Origin of the sequence: Myxococcus sp. AS-1-15, assembly GCF_020037055.1 — a bacterium.
GTDB lineage: Bacteria > Myxococcota > Myxococcia > Myxococcales > Myxococcaceae > Myxococcus > Myxococcus fulvus.
In genome coordinates this window covers 418,230-443,108 of sequence record NZ_JAIQDF010000001.1, presented here as the reverse complement: position 1 = coordinate 443,108, position 24,879 = coordinate 418,230, and the positions used below count along the sequence as shown (strand labels likewise).

Genomic DNA, 24,879 nt, shown 5'->3' with positions numbered 1-24,879 from the left:
ACGTGATTACTTCGCGGCCTTGGGGACCTTTTCCCAATCCGCGAGGAACTTCTTGATGCCCGCGTCGGTCAGCGGGTGGTTGGCCAGCTGGGTGATGACGTTGTACGGCAGCGTGGCGACGTGGGCGCCCATGCGAGCGGACTGGAGCACGTGGACGGGGTTGCGCACGCTGGCGACGAGCACCTGCGTGTCGAAGTCATAGTTCTGATAAATCTCCAGGATGTTGGAGATGAGCTCCATGCCGTCCTGGGAGATGTCGTCCAGCCGGCCGACGAAGGGCGACACGTAGGTGGCGCCGGCCTTGGCGCACAGCAGGGCCTGGTTGGCGGAGAAGATGAGGGTGACGTTGGTGCGGATGCCCTCGGCGGTGAGCGCCTTGACGGCCTTCACGCCCTCGACGCCCATGGGAATCTTCACCACGACGTTGTCGTGGATCTTCGCCAGGGTGCGGCCCTCGGCGATGAGCCCCTCGGCGTCCAGGGAGACGGCCTCGGCGCTGATGGGGCCGTCGACGATGGAGCAGATTTCGCGGATGGTCTCCTCGAGGCCGCGGCCGACCTTGGCCAGGAGCGAGGGGTTCGTCGTCACGCCGTCCACGCAGCCCATCGCGTGGGCCTTGCGAATCTCCTCCACGTCCGCGCTGTCGATGAAGAACTTCATCTGGTCACTCTCCTGGATGGGCCCGCGAATGAGGGCGAGGGATGGGGTCGGCTCCGAGGGAGCCGGGCGAGCAGGCGCGTAACCGATGCCCCCCCACGCGTCAAGGGTGGCCCCAGGCGGGAGTGGGAGGTAGAAGGCGAAGCCGTCGCCATGGCCCGCTCCCCACGCTCCGCCGCCAAGAAGCCCCGTCTGCGCGCCCTCCCCGGCCGCTCCACCCCGGCCCCCACGTCCGAGCTGGACGACGAGGCCCTGCTCGCGTGCGCGCGCGACGTGCTGGAGGCGGAGTCGCGCGCCATCCTCGGCGTGACGGCGCGGCTGGGCGCGCCCTTCGTGCGCGCGGTGCGGCTGGTGCGCGAGTGTCAGGGACAGGTCATCGTGACGGGCATGGGGAAGGCGGGCCACATCGGCCAGAAGCTCTCCGCCACGCTCGCGTCCACGGGTGTCCGCTCGGTGTTCCTGCACCCCGCGGAGGCGGTGCACGGGGACCTGGGCCGGGTGGCGCGCGGGGATGTCATCCTGGCGTTGTCGAACAGCGGCTCCACGGAGGAGCTGGTGCGGCTGCTCCCGTCGTTCAAGCGCATGGCCACGCCGGTCATCGCGTTGACGGCGGACACGCAGAGCGCGCTGGCGCGTGGCTCGGACGTGGTGCTGGAGATTGGCCACATCGAGGAGGCGTGTCCGATGGGGCTGGTCCCCACGGCGTCCACGGCGGCGCTGCATGCGTTGGGGGACGCGCTCACGATGGCGGTGCTGCGCTCGCGGCCGTTCGGGACGGATGACTACGCGCTGCTCCACCCGGGTGGGAAGCTGGGCCGCTCGGTGCAGCGCGTGTTCGAGCTGATGCGCACGGGGCCCGCCAACCCGCTGGTGCGCGACACCGCCACGCTGTCGGAGGTGGTGGGGGTGATGACGAAGACACCGGGCCGGCCGGGCGCGGCCTGCGTGGTGGACCGCACGGGGCGGCTGGTGGGCATCTTCACGGACGGCGACCTGCGCCGCCGCGTGGAGCAGGGGCTCACCGACTTCAAGATCCAGGTGCGCGACGTGATGGGCAAGCAGCCGCGCTGCGTGACGCCGGAGACGCTGGCGCTCTCGGCCACCGCGCAGATGCGCGAGCTGAAGGTGGACCAGCTGCCCGTGGTGGACGTCGAGGGCCGCGCCGTGGGCCTGCTCGACGTGCAGGACCTGCTCGCCGCGAAGTTCGTCTGACGGGCCGCGACGCGCGGGCGCTCGCCGACGTACCCACCGGAGGGGTCCGTGGGTTCGTGCCACCCACGCGCGCCTCAAGGAGCACCTCGCCGCGTGTGGACTCAAAGCACGGCGCCATCGCATCAACTCGGTGGTGCCGCGCCCGCGCAAGCACCGGCATCCCTGAACGGTACGGACGCCCCTGCGTTCGCCAGGGCCAGCGCCCCCAGGCAGCGCCCGCGTCAGCATCGATCTCGCTCGCCTGGACGGACGGACCTCCACCACCAGCGTCAACGCACCGCCGACGCAGTGCGGACCACACGGTGCACATCCTGGCATCTCGCGACGGGCGGGATTCCCCGCGATGCCACGAGCCCATTGCACCGCCTCTTGGCGGTGCGGGCCCAGCTGACACCTACCGCGACAGCTTCGCCTGGAGGCCGGCCTTGTTGTAGTCGGGCGCGTCCGAGGACAGCTTCTCCCAGAGCGCCTTGGCGCCCTTGGCGTCACCCTTCTCGAGCAGCATGTCGCCCAGCTTCTCCACCGACGCCGGGTCCGACTGCACCGCCACGCCCCACACGCGCGCGGCCATGGGCCGCCCCAGGCCCACCAGCGCCCACGCCATGCCCGCCTTCGCGCGGCCGTTCTCCGGCTGGAAGGGCACCACACGCGTGTAGTTGCCGAGCGCCTCCTGGAAGCGCCCCTTCGCCAGGTGCTCCTCACCCTCCTCCACCAGCTTCGTCAGGCCCTGCTCCAGCTCCGGCGTGCGCTCGGTGTTCTTCACCGCGTCCACCATCTCCGGCGTCAGCGGACGCGGCGCGTCCTGCGCGGGAGCGGCGGCCAGCGCCTGCGACAACCGGATGCGGCGGTCCTCGGCGCGCGCCGCGAGCAGCTTCGCGCGCCCACCCGCCTTCACCGTCTCGTCCACCAGCGCCGACATCCGCTTCGCCGTGGCCGCGCGCGCGGAGTTGGGGTTGAGGGCCTGCACCGCCTCGAAGCCCTCGTGCGCCTGCTTCAGCGCCGCCAGGTCCTCGCCCTTCGTCTCGAACAACACCGAGGCGCGCCCGTAGAGCGCCTCCTCGTGCCGGGGCTCCACCTCCAGCACCGCGCCGTACGCCGCCAGCGCCGCCGCCGAATCTCCGCCCAGGTACAGCGCGTTGGCGCGCATGACCCCCGTCTCCAGCACGGGCTCCAGCGCCGCGCGAGCACAGGCCGCCGCGCCCGCCGCGTCACCCTTCTTCGCGCGCTCGCTCGCCACCTGCCCCATCGCCTCCAGCGGCTGGCCCGGCGTGAAGCCACACTTCGCGGCCTCCGCCGTCGGCACCGGCGTCTTGCCCAGCTTCTTCTTCTGCGCCAGGAACAGGTCGCGCACCGGCTTCGCGCGCTCCTCGGCCTGCTGCAGGTACGTGTCCGCGTCCACGTTGCGGCCGTTCACGTAGTACAGCCGGCCCAGCGACGCGGCGATCTCGAACGTCTTCTCGCGCCCCTTCAGCCCCTCCGTGGAGTCGAGCTGACGCAGCAGTTCGTCCGCGGACGGAGGCGCCTTGCCCGTGCCCGACAGCGGCGGGTGCCCCGAGGGCAGCGCGTCCGGAGACGTCGGCGTCTGCCCTTCGAGCGGAGGATGCCCTTGCGGCAGCGCGCCCCCCGCGCCCATGGACGGCGCGGTGGGGGACGCCTGCGTCCCCGGGGGGACGGGCGGGTGACCAGGGGGCAGAGAAGAGGGCTCGGCGGCGAGCAGCGCCGCGGTGGCCAGGGCCAGGGAGAGGTTCATGTCTCGTTGCTCGGCAGGCTCGCTTCGGGCCACCAGGTGGCTTCACTCCTGCGGACATCCTGCGGGGCGAGTTTCCCGAGGAGCTCCTTCACCGTCGTCCCCAACACGGGGTGCAGCAGGTCCGGCGCCAGCTCCGCCAACGGCTCCAGCGCGAAGCGACGCTTGTGCAATTCAAGGTGCGGCACCTGGAGGTGCGGGTCCGCCACCACCTGGCCCTCCCAGAAGAGGATGTCCAGGTCGATGGTGCGCGGGCCCCAGTGCTGCTCGCGGCGCCGGCCCAGGTCCTTCTCAATCTGCTGGAGGATGACCAACAGGCGCTGCGGGGACAGCGCGCAGTCCAGGGCCACCACCGCGTTGAGATAGCGCGGCTGCGGCGGCCCGACGGGGGCGCTGTCGAAAAGAGAGGAACAACGAAGCACCGCCACCGCATCGATGCGGGACAGCGCGGTGAGGGCGGCGACCAGGTGGGACTCGCGGTCCCCCTCGTTCGAGCCCAACCCGACGTAGACGATGGTGCTCACGGCTCCAGCTCAACTGGATTGAGCAGCGTCCCGATTCCCTCGATTTCCACTTCAACCGAGTCACCGGCCGCAAGCTTCCCCACTCCCGAGGGCGTGCCGGTGGAAATCATGTCCCCTGGGAGCAGCGTCATGATGTGGGAGATGAACGACACCAGGCGAGCGGGGCTGAACACCATGTCGGAGGTGCGGCTGTCCTGGCGCACCTGCCCGTTCACCCGGCAGGAAATCTGGAGGTCGGCGGGCGACAGGCCCGTCACCGCCCACGGCCCCGCACACGCGAAGGTGTCGTAGCCCTTGGCGCGCGTGTGCTGCGTCTCGCGCTTCTGGATGTCCCGCGCGGTGACGTCGTTGAAGCACGTCAGGCCCCAGATGGCGCGCGCGGCGGTCATCTCGTCGGCGTTCTTGAGCTTCTCGCCGATGACGAGCGCCAGCTCCGCCTCGAAGTGCACCTCCTGGCTCGCCTTGGGGATGCGGATGGGGGAGCGGGGGCCGTTGAGCGCGGTGGAGGGCTTGGTGAAGATGAGCGGCTCGACGGGCACGGGCTTGCCCATCTCCTCCGCGTGCTTGCGGTAGTTCTGGCCGATGCAGACGACCTTCGACGCGTCCGCGGGCACCAGCAGCGTCACCGCGGACAGCGAGCGGCGGATGCCCGTGTCCTTGACGCCGGTCAGCCAGGGCGCCGAGGAGAGCACCACCACCTCGGTGCCCTCGACGCGGCCGTGGTGCGCGCGGCCCTCGTAGAGGAAGCGGCAGTAGCGGGCGGTCGTCATGAAGTCCTCTGGAAGCCGAGCACGTCGGCCATGTCATACAGCCCCGGCGGGCGGCCCACCACCCAGCGCGCCGCGCGCAGCGCCCCCAGCCCGAACTGGTCGCGGCTGGTCGCCCGGTGCGTCAGCTCGATGCGCTCGCCCTCGCCGAAGAAGTACACGGTGTGCTCGCCCACCACATCCCCCCCGCGCAGCGTCTGCACGCCAATCTCCTTCGCGGGGCGCGCGCCCGTCTGCCCGTGGCGCGCGAACGTCAGGTCGTCCTGCGTGCGGCCCAGCGCGGAGGCGAGCACCTCCGCCAGCCGCAGCGCCGTGCCGCTGGGCGCGTCCTTCTTCATCCGGTGGTGCGCCTCCAGCACCTCCACGTCGAAGCCCGGGCCCAGGACACGCGCCAGCTCCGCGGCCACGCGGATGACCAGGTTGACGCCCACCGACATGTTCGGCGCGGCGACGATGGGCACCTGCTTCGCGCTCTCGGCCAGCGCCTGCGACGCCTCCGGAGAGAAGCCGGTGGAGCCGCACACGAAGGCCACGCCGCGCTCGGCGCACGCCTTCGCGTGGGCCACGCTGACCTCCGCGCTGGTGAAGTCGATGACCACGTCCGCCTTGGCCGCATCCAGCGCGCGGCCCAGGTCGTCGGACACCTGCACCTCGAGCGCGCCGATGCGCGCCGCAAGCCCCGCGTCCAGGCCCACCGAGGCGCTGCCGGGCCGCTCCGTGGCGCCGACGACCTGGAGGTCCTCCGCGTCGCGCGACAGGCGCAAGAGCGTGCTGCCCATGCGTCCGGTGATGCCGGTGATGACGGTGCGAATCATGGTGGGCCGCGCTCCTGGCGTGTCGTGGCGTGTGGCGCTCGGCAGAGCGGCTTCAGTGCTTCAGCAGGCCCAGCTGACGCAGCTCCTCGGCGAGCTTCGTCGCGTTGGGCTCCGTCATGGGCACCAGCGGCAGCCGCACCTCCGGCCCGAAGAGGCCCAGCAGGTGCAGGCCCCACTTCACGGGGATGGGGCTGGACTCCACGAAGAGCAGCCGGTGGAGGGGGTTGAGCTTCACCTGGAGCTCGCGCGCGCGGGCGATGTCGCCGGCCCGCGCGGACGCCACCAGGTCCGCCATCATCCGGGGCGCCACGTTGGACGACACGGAGATGACGCCCTTGCCGCCGCAGGCGATGAAGGGCAGCACGGTGAAGTCGTCACCGGACAGCAGCGTCAGCCGCTCGCCGCACTTCTCCAGGATGTCCACCGCCCGGGCCATGTTGCCGGTGGCCTCCTTGATGGCCACCACCTCCGGGAAGTCGCACAGCCGCTGCACCGTCTCCGGCAGCAGGTCCACGCCGGTGCGGCCGGGGACGTTGTACGCGATGATGGGGAAGCCCGGGTGCGCCCTGGCCACCGCGCGGAAGTGCTCCACCAGGCCCGCCTGCGTGGGCTTGTTGTAGTACGGCGTGACGATGAGCGTGCCGTCCGCGCCCGCGTCCCGCACGCGCGCCACGCCCTCGATGACCTCGGCGGTGTTGTTGGAGCCCGCGCCGCCGACCACCAGGGCCCGGCCCTTCGACTCCTCCACCACCACGCGCACCGCGCGGGCGCGCTCGTCCGCGGACATGGTGACCGACTCACCCGTGGTGCCCATGGGGATGAGCACGCTGGTGCCGCCCTCGAGCTGCTGCCGCACCAGCGCCCGGTAGGCCGACTCGTCGAGCGCGCCGTTGCGGAACGGGGTGGCCAACGCCGTCATGGAGCCTTCGAAGGTCTTCATGCCGGCGCTTATATGTTCAGGCCCGCTCGCCGCGCCAGAGATCCTCGGTGCGCTCGCGCTCCCGCACCACCCGCCAGGCCCCCTCGGCCACCAGCACCTCCGCCGGACGGGGGCGGGAGTTGTAGTTGGAAGCCATGCTCATGCCGTAAGCCCCGGCGCTGAGGAAGGCATACAGCTCGCCCGGCTGGGGGAGGACCAGGGAGCGCGCCTGGGCCAGCACGTCGGTGGACTCACACACCGGCCCCACCACATCCACCTCCACTTCCTTGCCCCGCCGCTTCACCAGCGGGACGAAGCCGTGGTGGGCCTCGTAGAGGGCCGGGCGCAGCAAGTCATTCATGCCCGCATCGACGATGGCGAAGCGCTTGGCCGGGGTCTGCTTGCGGTACAGCACGCGCGTGAGCAGCACGCCCGCGTTGCCCACCAGCGAGCGCCCGGGCTCCAGCACCAGCCGCGCGCCCGTGTCCTTCGTGGCCGCGAGCACCACGCGCGCGTACTCCGCCACCGACGGCGGCGTCTCGTCCGTGTACGTGATGCCCAGCCCACCGCCCACGTCCAGGTACTCCAGCGGGTGCTTGCGCGCCTTGAGCTCGCGGTACAGGCCCGCCACCTTGGTGAGCGCCGCGCGCACCGGCGAGCTCTGCGTGAGCTGCGAGCCGATGTGACAGTCCAGGCCGAAGGCCTTGAGGCCCCGCATCTTCCTGGAGCGTTCGTACAGCGCCACCGCCTCCTCGAAGGGCACGCCGAACTTGGACGTCTTCAGCCCGGTGGCGATGTAGCGGTGCGTGCGCGCGTCCACCTCCGGGTTCACGCGCAGGGCGAACGGCGCCTTCTTCCCGAGCCGCCGGCCCACCGCGTCCAGCGCCTCCAGCTCCTCGGCGCTCTCCACGTTGAACAGGAGCAGGCCCGCGTCCAGCGCGGCCGCCATCTCCTCCGGCGTCTTGCCCACGCCCGCGAACACCGTCTTCGCGGCCTCGCCGCCCGCCTGCCGCACGCGGGCCAGCTCTCCGCCGGAGACGATGTCGAAGCCCCCGCCCAGCCCCGCGAACAGCCGCAGGATGGAGAGGTTCGAGTTGGCCTTCACCGAGTAGCAGATGAGGGGCCGGGCCTCGCCGAAGGCGTCGACGACGGCGCTGAAGTGGCCGGTGAGCGCCGCGGAGGAATAGACGTAGGCGGGCGTGCCCACCGCGTCCGCGATGGCGGGCAGCGGCACGCCTTCCGCGTGCAGCACGCCCTTTCGATAGGTGAAGAAGCTCACGGGACTCCGGCGTCCGCGTCGGTGGTGGTGGTCGGCGTCACCACGCCACCATCCGTCGTCGGAGACACGGAGGGCCCGGTGGGCGCCACCGTCGTCGGCGCGGTGTCCGACGGCGGAGGAGGCGTCTCCGTCGCGGGCGCGCTCGGCGCCAGCGGCGGCTTGGGCGCGCCCTTGATGCCACACGCCACCACCCCCAGCACGAGGAGGGCGGCGATGCTCAGCGAAGAGAGGGCGCGCTTCATGACTAGAACTTCACGCCCAGCCAGCCGCGGATGGTGTGCGGCGTCTCCAGGTCCCGACGCAGCACCTCCTGGTACTGCTGCAGGCCGCTCATCGGGAAGAGGATGCCGTAGGCCAGGCCCGCGATGAAGCCGTCCTCGGTGGTGTAGTCCACGCCCGCGTTCAGCTCGATGCCCAGCGACTTGCTGGTGAACGACGGCGTCGACTCGGCGTAGAGCGCCTGCGAGTAGATGAGGCGGCCGTAGACGTCGATGCCCGGCGCCACCGCGTACTTCACGGACGGGCGGATGTAGAACGCGTCGGTGATGCCGCCGATGAGCTGGCGCCAAAGGATGAGGTCCACGCGGTAGTCGCGGTTGAAGCGGAAGTTGCGGATGGCGTCATCCGCGCAGCCGCCCGCGTCGCAGCGGTACTGGGGGCCTTCCACGTCGCCCGGCTGGGTGTAGTTGTTGGGGCCGTTCGGGTTGCCCGAGCCGGTGCGGCCCGGGTAGTTGCCGAAGCCCGGCGCCTTGTCACCGGAGGCGAAGCCCAGCTCCAGGCCCACCGTCAGCTTGTTCTCCGCCGCCTTCACCTCACCCTGGAGCACGCCACCGAACTGGGCCACGCGCAGGCTGGGGTCCGCCATCGCCTCGTTCAGGCTGAGGCCGCGGCTGTTGATGCTGCCGAGCACCGCCGCCAGCTCCATCTCGATGCGCCAGGAGCGCTCCTCGTAGCGCAGCCAGAAGTCCGGGACGTACAGCTTGGCGTCGCGGGGGATGAAGCTCACCTGCCCCGTCGTGTCGTTGGTGATGTCCTGGTAGTTCTGCGTGCGGTAGGTGAAGTGCAGGCCGTACTGGAGCACGCCCTGGTTGTTGTCGAGCTTGGAGCGGATCTGCGCGTCCGTGTCCCGGCGGGCGATGGCGAGCACCCAGCTGTGGGCGTCATCGGCCTGGGTCAGGTCCACCGGCTCGCCCTGGGCGCCCGTGCGGTACACCGAGCCCTCGGAGTTGAAGTCCAGCATCGGCGTGACGTACCAGCCGGCGAACGGCTCGGTGACGAACTGGATGCGGTCCACGGTGTCGCCGAAGTCGCAGTCGAAGCAGTTGCCGTCGTTGCGCAGCATGCCCAGGCCCCAGTGGCTGCCCATGCGGCCGAAGCGCAGGATGCCCACCGGCGTGTTCACCTCGCCGTAGGCGCGGCGCAGCTTGATGGAGTCCGACAGCGTGTTGCCCAGCGACTCCTGGTCCTCGGAGAAGATGGTGAAGACGTTGCGCGCGTCACCCGGGTAGAGCGTGTCCGGCGTGGAGCCCAGCACCAGGTTGTCCAGGCCGTCCACCTGGAGCTTGATCTTCACCTGCTCGGAGATGTTGAACGTGGGGTCCAGGCGCAGGCGCATGGTGGCGAACGACTGGGTGTTCGCCGACGTGCGCGAGGAGCGCGGGAAGAGGTCCTGGCCCGCGATGGTGGCCGGGACGCGGCCCAGGTCGAACTTGTAGAAGAGCGTGGGGCGCAGGCGGAAGTAGCCGTCGAGCTGGAAGACCTCCAGCTTGCGCTTCTCCTCGGGGTACTCCTCGCTCCACTCCTCGCCGTTGAGGGACTGCTTGGCGGCCTCGGCGCGAATCTCTCCGCGCAGCTCCTGCTTGGTGGCCTCCAGGTCGTCCTGGGTGACCGCCTCGGCCGCGGGCACGGTGGTGGCGGCGGGCTGCGCGGCGGCGGGCTGCTCGGGGGCGGTGGCCGGAGCCTCGGGGGCGGGGGCGGGCGCGGCCTCCGCGGGCGCGGGCGGAGGCGTGCCCCCGGCGGGCACCTGGGCGGTGGCCGTGGAGGAAGCGACGAGCAGCGCCGCCAGCAGGACGTGAGACATGGGCAACGATCTCCAGGGCCGCTCGGGGCGGCCGGGTCGGAAAGGCGGGCGATTCAAGCCATGGGACAGGGGGGTGTCAACGCCAACCGGGACGTCGGTTCGCGCCGTTGACGACAGGACGCCCGGGGTCATTTCCCTGCCCTCCCCCGGGGTTGGCACTTCGGACAGGCGTAGGTGGTGCGTCCCGCCTGGGTGAAGGACTCCACCGGCGAGCCGCACCTGGAGCACGGGCCCTCACCGCGGCCGTACACCAGGAACGGGTTCTCCGAGCCACCCTCCTCCAGGTACACGGGCTCCTCGCCCTGCTGCTCCTCGAGGCCGAAGTCGATGCTCTCCCGGATGGCCTGGACCAGGCGCTTCCAGTCCTCCGGGGTGAGGGTGGAGGGCTTGCGCGCGGGGTGCAGGCCCGCTCGGAACAGGGCCTCCGCGGCGTGGATGTTGCCCAGGCCGGCGATGCGCCCCTGGTCCATCAGCGCCACCTTCAGGTCCTGCTTCGAGGACGCCACGGCCTGCTCCAGCTGGCCGGCGGTGAGGCCGTCCGCCAGCGGGTCCCTCCCCAGTGCCTTCACCACGTCGAGCGAGCGCAGGCCCGCGGCGGGGGTCGGCTCCATGCGCCCGAACATGCGCGCGTCGGCGAAGTGCAGCACCTGGCCGTCGTCGAGGTGGAAGCGGGCGCGGCTGTAGGGGACGACGTCGGTGGGGGCGCGGCGCACGAACTTGCCCGTCATGCCCAGGTGGCCCAACAGGCCCCGGCCTTCCTCGAAGGAGAAGAGCAGGTACTTGCCCCGGCGCACGAGCGACTCCAGCCGCCCCTGCAGCTGAGCGAAGCGCGCACGGTCGGCGCCGCGGAAGACGCGGGTGTCATCCGCCTCCGCGCGCACGAGTCGACGGCCCGTGAACCAGCGCACCAGATTGCGCCGGGCGATCTCCACTTCGGGTAACTCGGGCATCCGCCCGGGCACATAGCACCGGCCCCAAGCCCGGCCCACGCATTAATTGCGGAGGGCCCCGGACGCGCTCAGCCGCGAGGCTTCTTCGGATCCGGCGCCCCCAGGCCGCCACTGCCCTCCGGGGTCGTCGACCCGGGCGTCGAGGCCTCCCGTGGATCATCCGGCGCCCCCCCCACCCCTGGCTCCACCCGGAACGGCTTCGAGCCGAGCCCTCCCGAGTCCTCCCGAACCTCCCGCGCCGCCAGCCGTGGACGCAGCCGTAGCGCCCCTTCCACCGGCGTCACCTCCGGACCTCGTACCTTGGCGCCTGCTGGAGCACCCACCTCCGGCGCCGCCCGGGGCACACGCCTCGACCTCGCCTGCGCGCGAGCCCGTCGCTCCAGGAAGGCCATCACCCGCTCGCGGTGCTCATCCGGATGACGCCGGGGGTCGAACGTGGTGGAGCGGGACTCGATGAGCTTGAGCGCGGCATCCAGCTCGGCCGGTGCCACGCTCGCGCCCGTCAGCTCCAGCTCGGAGAGCTGCTCCTGTGAGACCACCTCGTCCACGGCGTGCAGGGTGGACAGCACGAGCCCCCGAGCGTGGGGCCGCACCAGACACAGGTGGCCCTTCTGATACAGCACCACCCGCCCCACGCCCACGCGTCCCGACACGCGCAGCGCCTCCGTCATCAACGCATACGCCTGCTCCACGCCGCGCGCCGGCACCAGGTGGTACGAGGTGTCCAGCAGCAAGGGGTCCACCTCCACCGGGTCCACGAACTCCTCCAGCGCGATGACCCGGCTCGACACCGGGTCCAGCGCGTCCAGCTCACCGCTCGTCACGGTGACCTGCCGGCCGTCCTCCAGCGTGTACCCCCGCACCACGTGCTCGAGCGGCACCTCCTCGCCATCGGCGGAGCACACCCGCTTGTTCTGGATGCGGGCGCCGTCCGCGTCGTGAATCAGGTGGAAGCGGGCCTGCCGGGAAGAGACGGCGCCGTGCAGCCGTACCGGGAGCGTCACCAGCCCGAAGCTCAGCGAGCCCACCCAGACCGGACGAGCCATGTCGACCTCCTCGCGGTGTCACCCACGACCGACACCCCACGCATCAAACGTCGATGGCCTCCGACACCGCCGCAAGGCTCGCACGCACCACCGGAGGGCACGCGAGCCGCGCGACGCCCGAGCGACGCGGGTCCGTTGTCGGTCGGAAGCGTCACGAGGGGCTTGCCGTGGAGGCGGACGCTGCCCAAGAGTCCGGGCAGTCAGTCGCTCTCTCAACGCATCAACCGGTCAAGAAAGGCGCATTCGGTCATGCAGCGGATTCTCTCGGCGGTATGGAGCCTCGCCCTCGTCATGGGCGTGACGACGGGCTGCACCACGCAGCGCGTCCAGGCGGAGAAGGCTCTCGCGAAGACCTTCATCTCGGATGAGCAGGAGGAGGAGATCGGTCAGCAGGTGAAGAAGGAGCTCGAGCAGAAGGAGAAGATCAAATACGTCGAGGACCCGACCATCGTCGAGTACGTGCGGGGTCTGTCCGCGCCCATCCTCAAGCAGGCCACCAAGGACCGGCCTGGGGTGAAGTGGAAGATCAACGTCATCGACGACCCGAAGACGGTCAACGCCTTCGCGACGCCCGGCGGCTACCTCTACGTCTACACGGGCCTCATCCTCGCCTCGGACACGGAGGCGGAGCTGGCGGGCGTCATGGCCCACGAGGCGGGCCACGTGGTCGGCCGCCACTCGGCGCGCGCCATGGTCAACCAGATGGGCATCCAGACCGTCACCCAGCTCGCCCTGGGGCAGAACCCCGGCGCCGCCGCGCAGGTGGCCGCGCAGCTGGTGGGCGGCGGCGCGCTGCTCGCGCACAGCCGCAGCGAGGAGCTGGAGGCGGACGAGTTCGGCGCGCGCTACTCGTCCGGCGCCGGCTTCGACCCCAAGGGCCTCATCACCTTCTTCCAGAAGCTCCAGGCGCAGGGCGGTGACACGCCGGGCGTCATGAAGTGGCTGAGCACCCACCCCACCAACCGGCAGCGCATCGGCGACCTGGAGAAGTACATCAAGGAGAAGAACCTGCGCGGCACCAACAACAGCCCGGGCCAGCTGCCCGCCATCAAGCAGAAGCTGGGCGCGCGCTAGCCCCGGGCGTCGTCAGTGCAGCGTGGAGGGCGGAGGCTGCTGCTCCGCCGCGGAGGGCTCGGGGGACTTCCCCCGGGCCACGCGCCGACGCCAGCGCCAGAAGGCCATCCTCGAGCGCTTCGCGCTGGCGGCGCTCTTGGCGGCCCCCGGCGTCTTGAGGGGCGGCTCGGCGGGCGCGGGCTCGTCGAAGTCGCGCGCGCCCTTCTCCTTCCCCTCCGCGGAGGCGTGCTCGAGGATGGCGTTGATCTCCCCGCCCAGGATGAACACCAGCCCGGAGATGTAGAGCCACAAGAGCAGCACCACCACGCCACCGATGGAGCCGTAGGTGACGTTGTACTTGCCGAAGTGCTCCACGTACTGCGTGAACCCCCACGTGCTCCCCATCCACGCCAGCGTGCCCAGGGTGGAGCCGGGGGTGATGTACTTGAAGCGCTGCTTCACGTCCGGCAGCAGGTAGTAGCAGATGGACACCACCAGCATCACCAGGCCCGCGGTGAAGGGCCAGCGCGCCCAGGACCAGACCAGGTGGAACGCCTCCTCCACCTGCAGCCGCGTCGCGAGCCACGCCCCCAGCCGCCCGCCCAGCAGGAACACGGCGAAGGACAGGGGAATCAGCAGCGTGCCCACCAGCGTGACCACCACCGCCAGGCCCTGCGTCTTCCACACGGGCCTGGACTCGGGCACGTCGTAGGCCAGGTTGAGCGCCTTGCGCAGCGCGTCCGCGCCGCGTGACGCCGACCACAGGGCGAGCACGAGACCCACCGTGAGCAGCCTGGGCCGGGGCTGGTCCACCAGGGACGTCAGGTGCTGCGTCACCAGGCTGAGCGCGTCGCCGGGCACCAGCGGCTGGATGCGCGCCAGCATCGCGTCCACCGCGCCGGGCGCGAACGGCAGGTACGCCACCAGCGTGACGAGGAAGAACAGGAAGGGGAACAGCGAGAACAGCAGGTAGTAGGAGAGCTGCGCCGCGATGTCCGTGACGGTGTCTTCCTGGAACTCCTTCACGAAGCGCCGCGCGAACTCGCGCCACGTGAGGTACTTGAGCCGTGGCAGCCGCATCCTTCCCTCCTCGCTCCCCACTCTCGGGTAACGGAAGGTGGGGTGCGTGACGCCTTTCGGCAGCAGGCGGCCGGCCGAGCCCTCGCCCTGCTAGACGACGTTCGGCGGGAGGTATCTGCCCAACAGTGGACGAAGTCGCGAGCGGACCTCGTCGGGGATGCGGGAGCGCTCGGTCCACAGCGCCATGGCCAGCGCGGAGTCACACCGGCAGGTGACGGGCGTCTCGGCGATGCGCGAGAGCGCGCGGCGGATGAGGGCGGCGCCCTTGGAGGTGACGGCCTGCACGTTGTGCGACAGCCGCGCCAGGAGGGCCTCGTGCTCCTGGCCCTCCGGTGGGGCCTGCCAGGAGTCGTAGTCGGTGGGCAGCGCCACCAGGGCGTAGTGCAGCTCCGCTTCCCGGGCGAGGCGCGCCTCGGGCATGGCCGTCATGCCCACCAGGTCCGCGCCCCAGGTGCGGTACAGCAGGCTCTCCGCGCGGGTGCTGAGCGCGGGGCCCTCGATGCAGACATACGTGGCCTGGGTGGCCACCACGGCGTTGGAGGCGAGGGCGGCGTTGGACAGCGCCTTGCGCAGCGTCGCGCAGAAGGGCTGGCCCAGCTCCACGTGCACGGCCACGTCGTCGTAGAAGGTGCAGGGGCGCCGGTAGGTCCGGTCGATGACCTGGTCCGGCACGACGAGCTGCATCGGCGGCAGGTGCTCCTGGAGGCTGCCCACGGTGCTGGTGGAGAGCACGTGCGTGACGCCCAGCTGCTTCAGCGCGAACAGGTTGGCGCGGTAGGGGGCGCGGGTGGCGTTGAAGAGGTGGCCCTGGCCGTGGCGTGGAACGTAGACGACGGAGACGCCGTCCAACTCCCCGGAGAACAGCGGCCCCGCATGGGGACCGAAGGGCGTTTCGAGGGTGTGGGTCTCCAGACGACCATTGAACCCCAGGAGGTGTTCCAGACCATGGCTCCCGATGATGCCCACCCTGACAGCCATGTTCCTCCTTGGGCGCTCCGGCCGCGCTCCCCGGACCATACCGCGCCCCCCTGGCGCCGGGAGGCACGAAGACTGGTAGTTTTCGCAATTGCCATGCGTTCCCTTCCCGTCCTGCTCCTGGTGCTCGCCGCCAGCCCCGTCAGCGCCCAGCGCGGCACCGTCCCCTCCGGCTGTCAGGAGGACTACGCCACCTGCAAGGAGGACTGCTCCATCGAGTACGGCGGCAGCGGCCGCACGCTCAAGAAGCTCACCCAGTGCCTCTCCATCTGCACGGAGAACCGCGAGGAGTGCAGCGACCGGCACTCGGCGATTCGAGGGCTGCCGTCGGGCGTGGTGGCGGACGAGCCGCGTCGCCCGTCGCGCCGTCCGGGCAAGCCGGTGAACCGAGAGGAGGACCCGTTCGGTGACGCCAACTCCAGCTCGGAGCCCCGGCGCACCACCAACCGCGAGGAGGACCCGTTCGGCGACGCGCGTCCGGAGCGTCCGCCCGGGCCGCGAGGCGCGTACCGCTCGCCCGACGAGATTCCCGCCGAGGACACGAGCCCGCCGAAGGAGCCGACGCCCGCGCCGCTCGACACGTCGCCGCCTCCGCCGCCGGTGTCGCGGCAGGGCGTCTATCGCGCGTCGGACTCCGAGCCGAAGCCCGCACCGGAGCCCTCGGCGGACATCCCCGATGACCTGGAGCCGCTGGACGCGCCGCCCGCGCCCACGCCCACCGCCGCGACCAGGCCGTCGCCGCGCTCGGAGCCCGCCCGGACCGAGGCCCCGGCCGCCCCGCGGACCGAGGAGAAGAAGGACCCGCTGCTCGACGACGAGCCCGCGCCGCCGCCCGCGCCCACCGCGAAGAAGGCGCCGCCTCCCGCGCCCGCCGCGCCTCCGCGCCCCAAGCCGCCGCCGGACCCGAAGTACGACATCTCCGAGTGGGACCCGAACGGGGACTGATTCGCGCCTCGGGGTTCGTGTCCGCGTCCAGGCCCGGACGAATGTTCCAGCGATGAAGGGGAGTCCGTGCGCAGCGACGACGTGCGCACAGACTTCACGTTGCTCGCACACGTCGCGCGGCGTTAAGGCCGGCTCGCTACTCCACACCCCTGAGGAGCCGTTGCATGCGAGTCGCGATGAAGTGGTTGTTGGCTTGGAGCTGGCTGGCCCTGCTGGCCGCGTGTGGCGACAAGGCCACGCATGATGATTTCGACACGGGCCAGGACGCCATCCTGCCCGACGCGCGGACCCTGCCCTGCGCCACGCTCCAGTTCGAGCGCGGCGCCCTCCCCTCGGGCCAGGGCGTCCAGGGGCTCAACACCCAGACGTTGTCCGGAACGCAGGACCGCTGGGCCGAGTACGTCGAGTTCGCGCCGAACAGCTCCGCCACGTGCACCTATCCGCTGCCCACGGGCGTGAGCGCGGACAGCGTCGTCGCGGCCGAGGTCGGCGTGAACTACCGGGGCCCCGCGAAGGCGCAGATGCGCTGGGTCATCGAGGCGTGGGACTACTCGACGAACAGCTGGGCCCTGGTGGGTGACAACACCTTCGCGCAGTCGTGGCGCTGGACGGCCACGTCGCTGGCCCTGCCCACGCCCGCGCGCTTCCTGTCCGGCGGCCCGGTGAAGCTGCGCTACCGCACGGACTCCACCGCGGATGCGTCGCTGCTGGACCTGCTCGTCGTGCGCGTGCAGGTGGCGGCGAGCGACGCGGGCACGCCCACCGACGCGGGGACTCCGACGGACGCGGGCACGCCCACCGACGCGGGGACTCCGACGGACGCGGGCACGCAGGTGCCCTGGGCGAACGTGAAGAGCTTCACGTACCAGCTCACCAACTACCCGCAGGGCAAGCTCGACGCGATTGCCGCGTCGAAGTTCGACCTGGCCATCGTCGAGCTCGTGCGCGACGGCTCCAGCGGCTACTTCACCGCCGCGGAGATTTCGGCGCTCAAGGCCCGGGGCAAGCAGGTGCTCGCCTACTTCGAGATTGGCGCCATCGAGGAGTACCGCCCCGAGTGGAGCCAGGTGCCCGCGGACCTGAAGCTCGGCCCCGTGTCCGGCTGGCCCGACGAGCAGTACGTGAAGTACTGGGACGAGCGCTGGTGGCCCATCGTCCAGGGCCGCATCGACCGCGCGCTCGCCGCCGGCTTCAACGGCTGCTACCTCGACATGGTCGTCACCTACGAGGAGATTCCCGCCAACTCCGCCGGCACCAACCGCGCCGACCTCGCGCGGAAGATGGTGGCCCTCATCGCGCGCATCAACACGTACGCGAAGGCGCGCAACCCGGACTTCAAGGTGGTGCCACAGAACTCGCCGGAGCTGGTCGATGACCCGGCCTACCTGCCCGCCATCGACGGGCTGGGCATGGAGGACATGTACTGGTCCGACGACGTGGCCTGCGACGAGGGCTGGTGCGAGGAGAACCGCATCAACGCCGCTCGCGTGCGCGCCGCGGGCAAGCTGGTGCTGTCCACCGACTACGCCACGCAGTCCGCCCACATCGCGGATGCGTACACCCGCTCGCGCGCCGCGGGCTTCGTGCCCTACGTCACCGTGCGCGCGCTGGACCGCGTGACGGTGAACGCGGGATGGGACCCGCAGTAGCCGGCCCCAGTGGGAACACCGCGCCTCGGGAAGTGCCCTCGAGGCGCGGTGTCGGGCTTCAGCGCTCCCAGCGGAACACCGCCTCGAGCGGCTTGCCGAAGACCTCCGCGATGCGGAACGCCGTCTCCAGGCTGGGCGAGTACTTGCCCGCTTCAATCGCGGCAATCGTCTGACGCGTGAGGCCCACCTTCTCGCCGAGCGCGGCCTGCGTCATCTCGCCCGCGAGGAAGCGCAGCGTGCGGATTTCGTTGGTCAGCCGAGGCTCAGGCACGCAAGCCCCTGCGGTAGCCCGACACCGTCAGGCCCGTGTGCACCAGCTCCGCGATGACGATGGCGAGAATCGCCGCGTTCGCCACCTTCCAGCCACTGGCGCCGAACGGCATGATGCAGCCGACGAGAATCATCCCGCCCATCAACACGTAGTACGCGACGGACGCGGAGCGATGCGCGATGGCCCGGTCGCGCTCGTCGGGCCCGGTCCTCTCGCCCGGTGCCCGACGCATCCGGCCGACAATCGCCGAGACACCGAGCACCACGCCCTGGAACACCGCCGACGCGGTCAGCATGATGATCTGCGACCAGAACGTGAGCTCACCCCGCGCGTCCAGCACCGCGACCGCGGTGAAGTACGTCCCGTAGCTGATGACGAGCAACACCAGGAACACCCACGCGAACCGCTCCCGGGACGACATCTGCGTCTCCATGAACCGCTCCCTTCACGTACCGCACAATGTTAAGCATTCAAGACTCCATGTCAATAATGCTTAACATCCCTCCAAAGGCCTCGTCGGCACCGCGAAAGCGAGGCACGAAAGAAAAAGGTCCTCAGGTCGCGGGACGGTCCGTCGTGGGAGCGAGGACCGGCGGCTTCGTCACGGCCGTCTGGGTGAGTCGCACGCCCGCGAGCACCAGCACGCCGCCCACGGCGATCTCCCAGTGCAGGGCCTCATCCAGCAGCGCCCACGCGGCCAGCGCCGTGGCGGCCGGCTGGAGGTTGGAGAAGATGGCCACCTTCGACGCCGACACCTTCGATAGCGCGTAGTACCAGAGCACGTACGCGACCACCGACGTCAGCAGGCCCAGGTACACGATGCAGCCCTTCGCGAGCGTGCTCGTGGCCACGAGCGCCTCCGGGTTCGCGACGAACGGCGCGAACGGCAGCATCATCACCGTGGCCATCGTCATGCACCACGCGGTGGCGCGCAGCGGCCCATGGATGGCGACGAAGGGCTTGCCCTCCGTCGTGTAGACCACCCACGCCATCACCGCGCAGAGGATGAGCAGGTCGCCCGTCAGCGAGCCGCGCGCCTCCGCGAGCCCTCGGCCGAGCAGCAGCACCACCACGCCCACGAAGGCCACGGCGATGCCCGCGAGCGTCCGCGTCGAGGCACGCTCCTGTCCTCGCGCGAGGCTGAGCACGTACACGCCCAGCGGCATGAGCGAATACAGGAGCGCGCCGTGCGCGGCGGTGGAGCGCGACAGCCCCGTGAAGAAGAACAGCTGGTTCACCGGGCCCGCCATCAGCCCGAGGAACAGGATGCGGCCCCAAGCGTTTCGCGGAGGCAGCTTGGGCCCGGGCACCAGCGCCAGCAGCGCGATGAACACGAGCCCGCTGAGCATGAAGCGCCAGAACACCACCGTGAGCGGCGGCAGCTCCGCCATGGCGCGCTTCGCGGCGAGGTACGTCCCCGCGCTGATGAGCACCTGGATGAGGAGGGCGGCGTAGACGCCGCGCAGCGAAGGCGTGGAGGAGTTCAGGGGACCAGCTGGCGCAGTGCCCATTGCGCCGCGCTACGTACCAATTCGCTCGAATCGTCGCTGAGCTTTTCGAGCAGGTGCCGCGCGTCCGCCTGTCTGGCCACCCCCAGCGCGTACACGGCGTTGCGGCGCAGCACGTCGTAGCGTGCACGCGCCAGCGCCGTCCCGGGGATGAGCTGCTCGTACTGCTCCGTCGTCAGCCCCGCCAGCTCCAGCGTGCCCAGCTCCGCCACCGCGCGCGGCGCGAAGCGCGGGTGCTCCGCGAACACAGGCTTGCGGTTCAACGGACACACCTGCTGACAGATGTCGCACCCGAAGATGAGGTTGTTGAACTTGAAACGAAAGGCCTCGGGCACCTCGCGCTCGCGGTTCTCGATGGTCTGGTAGGACAGACACGCTCCCGCGTTCACCTGGCTGTTGCCCACCAGCGCGCCCGTGGGACACGACACGAGACACCGACGACACGCGCCGCACCGGTCCGCCGTGGGGCCGTCCGCGTATTCGTCCACCTCCGCGTCGATGACGAGCGTGGCCAGCAGCACCCACGAGCCGAAGGGCTCGGTGATGAAGCACCCGTTCTTGCCCACGTAGCCCAGGCCCGCGCGCGCGGCCCACACCTTCTCCATCAGCGGGCCGCTGTCCACGCTCCCGTACGTGCCCAGCCCCGGGGCCATCTGGATGATGGCCTTGCGGAACGCCTTCATCCGGTCGCGCAGCGTGGAGTGGTAGTCGCGCCCCCGCGCGTACCGGGCGATGGGCGAGCCCTTCGACGGCTCCTCGTCGCGGTAGTAGTTGTTGACGAAGGAGATGACCGTCTTCGCGCCCGGCAGGAGACGGCCGACGTCCAGGCGTTCCTCCGCCCGCTCGCCCATCCAGTCCATGTCCGCCGCGTAGCCCGCCTCCAGCCAGCTCAGGAGGAAGCGCGGCTCGATGGGCTCCGCGCGGGCGAAGCCCACCAGGTCGAAGCCCACCGAGCGGGCGAGGTCACGAAGCGGAGCGGTGGGGAGCAAGAAGACGCCTTGAAGAGACTAGGACTCGGACGGCTTCTCCGGAATCCACTTCACGTCCTGCACATTCGCGCGGTGGTTCGCCACGCGCGCCATGACGAAGAGCAGGTCGGAGAGCCGGTTGAGGAAGATGACCACGTCCTTGGGAATCGTCCCCTCGCGCAGCAGCGGGACGGCGCGGCGCTCGGCGCGACGGCACACCGTGCGAGCCAGGTGCAGCGCGGCCGCCGCCTGCGTGCCTCCGGGCAGGATGAAGTGCGTCATCTTCGGCAGCTCGCTGTCGAACCGGTCCATGGCGTTCTCCATGTCCGTCACCCAGCTCTCCTTCAGCGGAGGCAGGTGCGAGGCGGCCTTCGCGTCCATGGGCGTCGCCATCACCGCGCCCACGGTGAAGAGCTGGTCCTGCAGCCGGTGGAGCATCGCGTCCAGCTCCGGCGGCGGGGAGAAGCCACGCACGAGGCCCAGCGTCGCGTTCAGCTCGTCCACCTCGCCGTAGGCATCCACGCGCACGTCATCCTTCGGGACTCGGCCGCCCCCGAATAGACCGGTATCTCCGGCGTCTCCGCGCTTCGTGTAGATTTTCATGTCCGGGCTTCTACCGGCGGGATGCGCCGCGCGTCCAATCCGAAGGACGTGTGTGGACCCAAGTGAGATTGCAGGGTTGCGGGCACTGCGTTTCTTCGTGCTTGCCACTGGGGGCAACGACGCCTAGACGGCTGGGCCCCATGCAGCCCTACCTGAACCTGCTGGACCACGTCCTGAAGCACGGGACGAAGAAGGGCGACCGCACCGGCACGGGCACGCTGAGTGTCTTCGGCCCCCAGCTGCGGTTCGATTTGACGCAGGGGTTTCCGCTCGTCACCACGAAGAAGCTGCACGTGAAGTCCATCCTTCACGAGCTGCTGTGGATTCTCGCGGGTGACACCAACGTGCGCACGCTGCAGGCGCAGGGCGTCACCATCTGGGATGAGTGGGCTGACGCCGAGGGGAAGCTCGGCCCCGTGTATGGACACCAGTGGCGCTCGTGGAGCGCGCCGGACGGGGGCCACATCGACCAGATGAAGGCGCTGGTCGACGGGCTGAAGAAGAACCCGGACTCGCGCCGACACATCGTCAGCGCGTGGAACGTGGCGGACCTGCCGGGCATGAAGCTGCCGCCGTGCCACGTGCTCTTCCAGTTCTACGTGGCCGACGGGAAGCTGTCCTGCCAGCTCTACCAGCGCAGCGCGGACCTGTTCCTCGGGCTGCCCTTCAACATCGCCTCGTACTCGGCGCTGACGATGATGGTGGCGCAGGCGACGGGCCTGGTCGCGCACGAGTTCATCCACACGATTGGCGACGCGCACCTGTACCTCAACCACGTGGAGCAGGCCCGCGAGCAGCTCTCGCGCGCGCCGCGTGCGCTGCCGCGATTGAAGCTCAACCCCGAGGTGAAGGACCTCTTCGCGTTCCGGTACGAGGACTTCACGCTCGAGGGCTACGAGCCCCACCCCGCCATCAAGGCGCCCGTGGCCGTATGAGGCTGTCGGCCATCGTCGCGCTGGCGTCGAACCGGGTCATCGGCGCGAACAACCAACTGCCGTGGCGACTGCCCGCGGACCTGGCGCGCTTCAAGCGGCTGACCATGGGCCACACGCTCGTGATGGGCCGCAAGACGTACGAGTCCATCGGGCGTCCGCTGCCGGGGCGTACGTTCATCGTCGTCACGCGGCGGAAGGACTTCGCGCCGCCGGGCGTCATGGTGGCGCACTCGGTGGAGGAGGCGCTCCAACAGGCCGAGGCCCGAGGCGACGACGAGGTCTTCATCGCGGGGGGCGCGGACCTGTACGCGCAGACGATGGACCGCATCCAGCGGCTCTACCTCACGCGAATCTCACGCGACTACCCGGGCGACACATTCTTCCCCGAGGTGGACCTGTCCGGCTGGCGGCTCATCGAAGAGGACCCGCATCCGGAGTCCGAGCCTCCGTACGCGTTCCTCACCTACGAGCGCTGACGCCGCTGCTCCCTCGTCGAGCAGCGCGGCGTTCCGCTCCGGCTTTGTCTCGCTCCCGCGCCGTGCGCACCTGGAACGGCATGCGCACCTCCCTCGGCCCTCGACTCACGCTCAGCCCCTGGCTCCCCGCGCCGCGCCTGCCCTGGCGCGCCGCTTCCCTGCTCGGCGCCACGCTCACCCTCGCCAACACCACCACGCTCGCTCGCCTCTCGCGTCAGCTCGAGGCCCAGCAACGTCAGCGCCGCTTCCGCCCACGCGCCCTGCGCGCGCTCGCCGTCGGAGCCACCGCCATCGGCGCCACCGGCCTGGGCGCGCTCGCCATCGGCGCCGTCTCCATCGGCGCGCTCACCGTGGCCTCGCTCGCCCTCGGCCACCTGCGCGGCGGCGACTGGCGCATCGCCCGGCTGCGCATCCACTCGCTGGAGGTCGAACGGTGGACAGCCCTGGGCAACCCCGCCCCCATTCCGGGCCTTCCGACTCCCGCCTGAAGTCCCCATCTTGAGATTGAGTCGCAGAATTGAAACGACCGAGCCCCGCTGGTAGACGGGACGCATGAATCATGTGGTCCGCGTCGTCCTCGTCCTGCTCTTCATGGTGCCCGGGTCGGCCTTCGCCGCCGAGAGCGGCGCGGAGGAGCGGACCTGGCATCGGCTGGTGGGAATCCTCCAGTACCTGGAGGCGGACTACCCGGCCGCCATCGAGTCCCAGTCCGCGTTCGAGCTGGAGGAGCAGAAGAGCTTCGCGGCGGAGGCGGTGTCCGCGGCGCGGGAGCTGGGTGCGCAGGCCTCGGTCTTCGTCCCCCGCGTGAAGGCCATCCAGGCGCGCGTGGACCAGTCGCAGGACCCGGAGGGCGTCAGCCGCGACTGCGGCGCGCTGGTGCAGGACCTGGTGCTCGTCGGTGGACTCGCGCGCAGCCCCCGTCACCCGCCGGACCTCCAGCGCGGCGCCGAGCTCTTCCAGACGAACTGCGCGGCCTGCCACGCCGCGGACGGCAGCGCCAACCTGCCCATCGCCGCGACGATGGAGCCCGCGCCCGCCAACTTCCAGGACGCGGAGCTGATGGGCGGCCTCACGCCCTACAAGGCGTTCAACACCACCAGCTTCGGCGTGCCGGGCACCGCCATGCCCGCCTTCCCCACGCTGACCGAGGACGAGCGCTGGTCGCTCGCGTTCTTCGCCTTCACCCTGCGCCTGCCCCCGTGCGAGGGGACGCCTCCGCGCGCGTCGCTGGAGCGGCTGGCGAACGCCACCGACGACGAGTTGGTGAAGGACTTTGGCGCCGACAAGCTCGCGTGCCTGCGTCGGAAGCTGCCCCAGGTGGACGAGGAGCGCTCGCTGATGGCGGCGCGCGACGGCGTGCAGGAGGCCATGCGCCAGGGCGCCGCGGGCAACCCGTCCGCCGCGAAGGCCGCGCTCCTGGATGCGTACCTCAACGGGCTGGAGCCGGTGGAGCCCAAGCTGACCTCGCGCGACTCCGCGCTGGTGCTCAAGCTGGAGCAGGGCTTCCTCAAGGCGCGACTGGCGGCGGAGACCAGCAGCCCCAGGTTGCAGGACGAGGGGCGCGAGCTGATTGCGCTGCTCGACCAGGCGCGCCGGGACAGCGGCAGCGCGGCGGACCTGGTGTCCACGCTGTGGCTCACCGTGTTCATCCTGCTGCGCGAGGGCTTCGAGGCGGCCATCATCGTCGCCGCGCTGCTGGCGGCCCTGAAGAAGATGAAGGCCACCGAGCACGTGCGCGTGGTGCACGCCGGCTGGATGTCCGCGCTGGTGGTGGGCGCCATCGCCTACGTGCTGGGCCGCCACCTGCTGGCCGGCGCCGAGCGCGAGTGGATGGAGGGCGTGGCCGCGCTCGTGGCCGTGGGCATGCTGCTGTACGCGGCGCTGTGGCTCAACGCGCGCTCCAACATGAGCCAGTTCATGGGGGAGCTGCGCGAGAAGATGAAGGGTGCGCTGGGGCGAGGCAGCCTGTTCGGCCTGTTCCTCATCGCCTTCACCGCCGTGCTGCGCGAGAGCTTCGAGACCGCCATCTTCCTGCAGGGCCTGGCGCTGGACTCGCCCGCGGGCGTGGCGTGGGGCGCGCTGGTGGGCTCGGTGGCGCTGGTCATCCTGGTGCTCTTCATCAACCGGCTCGGCTTCCGGTTGCCCATGAAGACGCTCTTCAACATCTCCACGGTGGTGCTCGTCGTCACCGCGGTGATGCTGCTGGGCAAGGGCCTGCACTCGCTGCAGGAGGTGGGCGCGCTGCCGCTCTATCCGGTGAGCTTCGTCACCATCGACCTGTTGGGCATCTATCCGGACCTGCTCTCGCTGGTGCCCCAGGTGCTCCTGGCCGCCGCGCCGCTGGCCCTGGTGCTGCTGCGTCGGCGGGCCCGTCCCGAGCGCGTCACCGAGGTGTCCGCCAGTTGACGCGACGAGTACCC

26 protein-coding genes are annotated in these 24,879 nt (G+C 70.6%); 8 read left to right on the top strand and 18 right to left on the bottom strand.

The window, feature by feature from the left end; all coding sequences use genetic code 11:
- Positions 1-6: 6 nt before the first annotated feature.
- Positions 7-660: a fructose-6-phosphate aldolase gene (gene fsa, locus K8625_RS01835; RefSeq protein WP_141327363.1), complete on the bottom strand. Its 654-nt coding sequence runs from the start codon at positions 658-660 to the stop codon at positions 7-9.
- Between the two features lie 150 nt (positions 661-810).
- Between fsa and K8625_RS01830 the strand changes: the two genes are divergently transcribed.
- Positions 811-1,869: an SIS domain-containing protein gene (locus K8625_RS01830; RefSeq protein WP_223748491.1), complete on the top strand. Its 1,059-nt coding sequence runs from the start codon at positions 811-813 to the stop codon at positions 1,867-1,869.
- A 394-nt stretch (positions 1,870-2,263) separates the two neighbouring features.
- On the opposite strand, the gene K8625_RS01825 is transcribed toward K8625_RS01830, so the two are convergent.
- The 10 genes from K8625_RS01825 to K8625_RS01775 all read right to left on the bottom strand — a co-directional run bounded on the left by K8625_RS01825 (position 2,264) and on the right by K8625_RS01775 (position 11,996).
- Positions 2,264-3,619: a hypothetical protein gene (locus K8625_RS01825; protein WP_223781666.1), complete on the bottom strand. Its 1,356-nt coding sequence runs from the start codon at positions 3,617-3,619 to the stop codon at positions 2,264-2,266.
- Positions 3,616-4,140 (bottom strand): 2-amino-4-hydroxy-6-hydroxymethyldihydropteridine diphosphokinase, encoded by a 525-nt coding sequence (gene folK, locus K8625_RS01820; RefSeq protein WP_046715810.1) that lies wholly within the window; start codon positions 4,138-4,140, stop codon positions 3,616-3,618. The genes K8625_RS01825 and folK overlap by 4 nt, the downstream gene beginning before the upstream one ends.
- Entirely contained in the window at positions 4,137-4,910 is a 774-nt protein-coding gene (locus K8625_RS01815; protein WP_223748489.1) for a fumarylacetoacetate hydrolase family protein, read from the bottom strand. The genes folK and K8625_RS01815 overlap by 4 nt, the downstream gene beginning before the upstream one ends.
- The gene (gene dapB, locus K8625_RS01810) at positions 4,907-5,722 is read right to left on the bottom strand and encodes a 4-hydroxy-tetrahydrodipicolinate reductase (protein ID WP_223748488.1); all 816 of its coding nucleotides are present in this window, start codon (positions 5,720-5,722) and stop codon (positions 4,907-4,909) included. Before dapB ends, K8625_RS01815 begins: the two co-directional genes overlap by 4 nt.
- Before the next feature lie 52 nt (positions 5,723-5,774).
- The gene (gene dapA / locus K8625_RS01805) at positions 5,775-6,662 is read right to left on the bottom strand and encodes a 4-hydroxy-tetrahydrodipicolinate synthase (protein ID WP_223781665.1); all 888 of its coding nucleotides are present in this window, start codon (positions 6,660-6,662) and stop codon (positions 5,775-5,777) included.
- A gap of 16 nt (positions 6,663-6,678) precedes the next feature.
- Positions 6,679-7,920: a diaminopimelate decarboxylase gene (gene lysA, locus K8625_RS01800; RefSeq protein WP_223781664.1), complete on the bottom strand. Its 1,242-nt coding sequence runs from the start codon at positions 7,918-7,920 to the stop codon at positions 6,679-6,681.
- Entirely contained in the window at positions 7,917-8,162 is a 246-nt protein-coding gene (locus K8625_RS01795; RefSeq protein WP_223748485.1) for a hypothetical protein, read from the bottom strand. Before K8625_RS01795 ends, lysA begins: the two co-directional genes overlap by 4 nt.
- A gap of 2 nt (positions 8,163-8,164) precedes the next feature.
- Positions 8,165-10,000, bottom strand: coding sequence for a TIGR04551 family protein (locus tag K8625_RS01790; RefSeq protein ID WP_223781663.1), 1,836 nt, complete (start codon positions 9,998-10,000; stop codon positions 8,165-8,167).
- A 128-nt stretch (positions 10,001-10,128) separates the two neighbouring features.
- Complete coding sequence (gene mutM / locus K8625_RS01785) at positions 10,129-10,950, bottom strand: bifunctional DNA-formamidopyrimidine glycosylase/DNA-(apurinic or apyrimidinic site) lyase (RefSeq protein ID WP_223781662.1); 822 nt, start codon at positions 10,948-10,950, stop codon at positions 10,129-10,131.
- Positions 10,951-11,018: 68 nt separating this feature from the next.
- Entirely contained in the window at positions 11,019-11,996 is a 978-nt protein-coding gene (locus K8625_RS01775) for a Ku protein (RefSeq protein WP_267699713.1), read from the bottom strand.
- 249 nt (positions 11,997-12,245) lie between these two features.
- Between K8625_RS01775 and K8625_RS01770 the strand changes: the two genes are divergently transcribed.
- Positions 12,246-13,070, top strand: coding sequence for a M48 family metallopeptidase (locus K8625_RS01770; protein ID WP_223748481.1), 825 nt, complete (start codon positions 12,246-12,248; stop codon positions 13,068-13,070).
- Between the two features lie 12 nt (positions 13,071-13,082).
- Here the strand turns inward: K8625_RS01770 and K8625_RS01765 are convergent, their stop codons facing one another.
- On the bottom strand, positions 13,083-14,129 hold the full coding sequence (locus K8625_RS01765; RefSeq protein WP_223781661.1) for a YihY/virulence factor BrkB family protein: 1,047 nt from the start codon (positions 14,127-14,129) through the stop codon (positions 13,083-13,085).
- 90 nt (positions 14,130-14,219) lie between these two features.
- Positions 14,220-15,107 (bottom strand): MTAP family purine nucleoside phosphorylase, encoded by an 888-nt coding sequence (locus K8625_RS01760; RefSeq protein WP_223781660.1) that lies wholly within the window; start codon positions 15,105-15,107, stop codon positions 14,220-14,222.
- Positions 15,108-15,200: 93 nt separating this feature from the next.
- Between K8625_RS01760 and K8625_RS01755 the strand changes: the two genes are divergently transcribed.
- Both K8625_RS01755 and K8625_RS01750 read left to right on the top strand, forming a co-directional pair.
- Positions 15,201-16,049 (top strand): hypothetical protein, encoded by an 849-nt coding sequence (locus tag K8625_RS01755; RefSeq protein WP_223781659.1) that lies wholly within the window; start codon positions 15,201-15,203, stop codon positions 16,047-16,049.
- Between the two features lie 164 nt (positions 16,050-16,213).
- Positions 16,214-17,698, top strand: a complete 1,485-nt coding sequence (locus tag K8625_RS01750) for an endo alpha-1,4 polygalactosaminidase (RefSeq protein WP_223781658.1) — start codon at positions 16,214-16,216, stop codon at positions 17,696-17,698.
- A gap of 58 nt (positions 17,699-17,756) precedes the next feature.
- Here the strand turns inward: K8625_RS01750 and K8625_RS01745 are convergent, their stop codons facing one another.
- From K8625_RS01745 to K8625_RS01725, 5 genes are all read right to left on the bottom strand, one after another.
- Positions 17,757-17,969, bottom strand: coding sequence for a helix-turn-helix transcriptional regulator (locus K8625_RS01745; RefSeq protein ID WP_046715820.1), 213 nt, complete (start codon positions 17,967-17,969; stop codon positions 17,757-17,759).
- Positions 17,962-18,402: a hypothetical protein gene (locus K8625_RS01740; protein ID WP_223748476.1), complete on the bottom strand. Its 441-nt coding sequence runs from the start codon at positions 18,400-18,402 to the stop codon at positions 17,962-17,964. The genes K8625_RS01745 and K8625_RS01740 overlap by 8 nt, the downstream gene beginning before the upstream one ends.
- Positions 18,403-18,523: 121 nt before the next feature.
- Entirely contained in the window at positions 18,524-19,480 is a 957-nt protein-coding gene (locus tag K8625_RS01735) for a DMT family transporter (protein WP_223748475.1), read from the bottom strand.
- Positions 19,453-20,466, bottom strand: a complete 1,014-nt coding sequence (queG, locus tag K8625_RS01730; RefSeq protein WP_223748474.1) for a tRNA epoxyqueuosine(34) reductase QueG — start codon at positions 20,464-20,466, stop codon at positions 19,453-19,455. The genes K8625_RS01735 and queG overlap by 28 nt, the downstream gene beginning before the upstream one ends.
- A gap of 18 nt (positions 20,467-20,484) precedes the next feature.
- A complete protein-coding gene (locus K8625_RS01725) occupies positions 20,485-21,048 on the bottom strand; it encodes a cob(I)yrinic acid a,c-diamide adenosyltransferase (protein WP_223748473.1) in 564 nt (187 codons plus the stop codon).
- A gap of 140 nt (positions 21,049-21,188) precedes the next feature.
- Here K8625_RS01725 and K8625_RS01720 point away from each other — a divergent pair, with 140 nt between their 5' ends.
- The 4 genes from K8625_RS01720 (at position 21,189) to K8625_RS01705 (ending at position 24,865) form a co-directional block, all read left to right on the top strand.
- Entirely contained in the window at positions 21,189-21,983 is a 795-nt protein-coding gene (locus K8625_RS01720; RefSeq protein ID WP_223748472.1) for a thymidylate synthase, read from the top strand.
- Positions 21,980-22,459 carry a dihydrofolate reductase gene (locus tag K8625_RS01715; protein ID WP_223781657.1) on the top strand — a complete coding sequence of 160 codons (480 nt, stop codon included), beginning with the start codon at positions 21,980-21,982 and terminating at the stop codon, positions 22,457-22,459. The genes K8625_RS01720 and K8625_RS01715 overlap by 4 nt, the downstream gene beginning before the upstream one ends.
- Positions 22,460-22,539: 80 nt before the next feature.
- Positions 22,540-22,947 carry a hypothetical protein gene (locus tag K8625_RS01710; protein ID WP_223748470.1) on the top strand — a complete coding sequence of 136 codons (408 nt, stop codon included), beginning with the start codon at positions 22,540-22,542 and terminating at the stop codon, positions 22,945-22,947.
- 64 nt (positions 22,948-23,011) lie between these two features.
- The gene (locus K8625_RS01705; protein WP_223748469.1) at positions 23,012-24,865 is read left to right on the top strand and encodes an FTR1 family protein; all 1,854 of its coding nucleotides are present in this window, start codon (positions 23,012-23,014) and stop codon (positions 24,863-24,865) included.
- Positions 24,866-24,879 lie beyond the last annotated feature (14 nt).

Coding starts and splice junctions, on each gene's coding strand:
- fsa (WP_141327363.1), bottom strand. CDS start 660: ATGAAGTTCTTCATCGACAGCGCGGACGTGGAGGAGATTCGCAAGGCC.
- K8625_RS01830 (WP_223748491.1), top strand. CDS start 811: ATGGCCCGCTCCCCACGCTCCGCCGCCAAGAAGCCCCGTCTGCGCGCC.
- K8625_RS01825 (WP_223781666.1), bottom strand. CDS start 3,619: ATGAACCTCTCCCTGGCCCTGGCCACCGCGGCGCTGCTCGCCGCCGAG.
- K8625_RS01815 (WP_223748489.1), bottom strand. CDS start 4,910: ATGACGACCGCCCGCTACTGCCGCTTCCTCTACGAGGGCCGCGCGCAC.
- dapB (WP_223748488.1), bottom strand. CDS start 5,722: ATGATTCGCACCGTCATCACCGGCATCACCGGACGCATGGGCAGCACG.
- dapA (WP_223781665.1), bottom strand. CDS start 6,662: ATGAAGACCTTCGAAGGCTCCATGACGGCGTTGGCCACCCCGTTCCGC.
- K8625_RS01795 (WP_223748485.1), bottom strand. CDS start 8,162: ATGAAGCGCGCCCTCTCTTCGCTGAGCATCGCCGCCCTCCTCGTGCTG.
- K8625_RS01790 (WP_223781663.1), bottom strand. CDS start 10,000: ATGTCTCACGTCCTGCTGGCGGCGCTGCTCGTCGCTTCCTCCACGGCC.
- mutM (WP_223781662.1), bottom strand. CDS start 10,950: ATGCCCGAGTTACCCGAAGTGGAGATCGCCCGGCGCAATCTGGTGCGC.
- K8625_RS01775 (WP_267699713.1), bottom strand. CDS start 11,996: ATGGCTCGTCCGGTCTGGGTGGGCTCGCTGAGCTTCGGGCTGGTGACG.
- K8625_RS01770 (WP_223748481.1), top strand. CDS start 12,246: ATGCAGCGGATTCTCTCGGCGGTATGGAGCCTCGCCCTCGTCATGGGC.
- K8625_RS01765 (WP_223781661.1), bottom strand. CDS start 14,129: ATGCGGCTGCCACGGCTCAAGTACCTCACGTGGCGCGAGTTCGCGCGG.
- K8625_RS01760 (WP_223781660.1), bottom strand. CDS start 15,107: ATGGCTGTCAGGGTGGGCATCATCGGGAGCCATGGTCTGGAACACCTC.
- K8625_RS01755 (WP_223781659.1), top strand. CDS start 15,201: ATGCGTTCCCTTCCCGTCCTGCTCCTGGTGCTCGCCGCCAGCCCCGTC.
- K8625_RS01750 (WP_223781658.1), top strand. CDS start 16,214: ATGCGAGTCGCGATGAAGTGGTTGTTGGCTTGGAGCTGGCTGGCCCTG.
- K8625_RS01740 (WP_223748476.1), bottom strand. CDS start 18,402: ATGGAGACGCAGATGTCGTCCCGGGAGCGGTTCGCGTGGGTGTTCCTG.
- K8625_RS01735 (WP_223748475.1), bottom strand. CDS start 19,480: ATGGGCACTGCGCCAGCTGGTCCCCTGAACTCCTCCACGCCTTCGCTG.
- K8625_RS01725 (WP_223748473.1), bottom strand. CDS start 21,048: ATGAAAATCTACACGAAGCGCGGAGACGCCGGAGATACCGGTCTATTC.
- K8625_RS01720 (WP_223748472.1), top strand. CDS start 21,189: ATGCAGCCCTACCTGAACCTGCTGGACCACGTCCTGAAGCACGGGACG.
- K8625_RS01715 (WP_223781657.1), top strand. CDS start 21,980: ATGAGGCTGTCGGCCATCGTCGCGCTGGCGTCGAACCGGGTCATCGGC.
- K8625_RS01710 (WP_223748470.1), top strand. CDS start 22,540: ATGCGCACCTCCCTCGGCCCTCGACTCACGCTCAGCCCCTGGCTCCCC.
- K8625_RS01705 (WP_223748469.1), top strand. CDS start 23,012: ATGAATCATGTGGTCCGCGTCGTCCTCGTCCTGCTCTTCATGGTGCCC.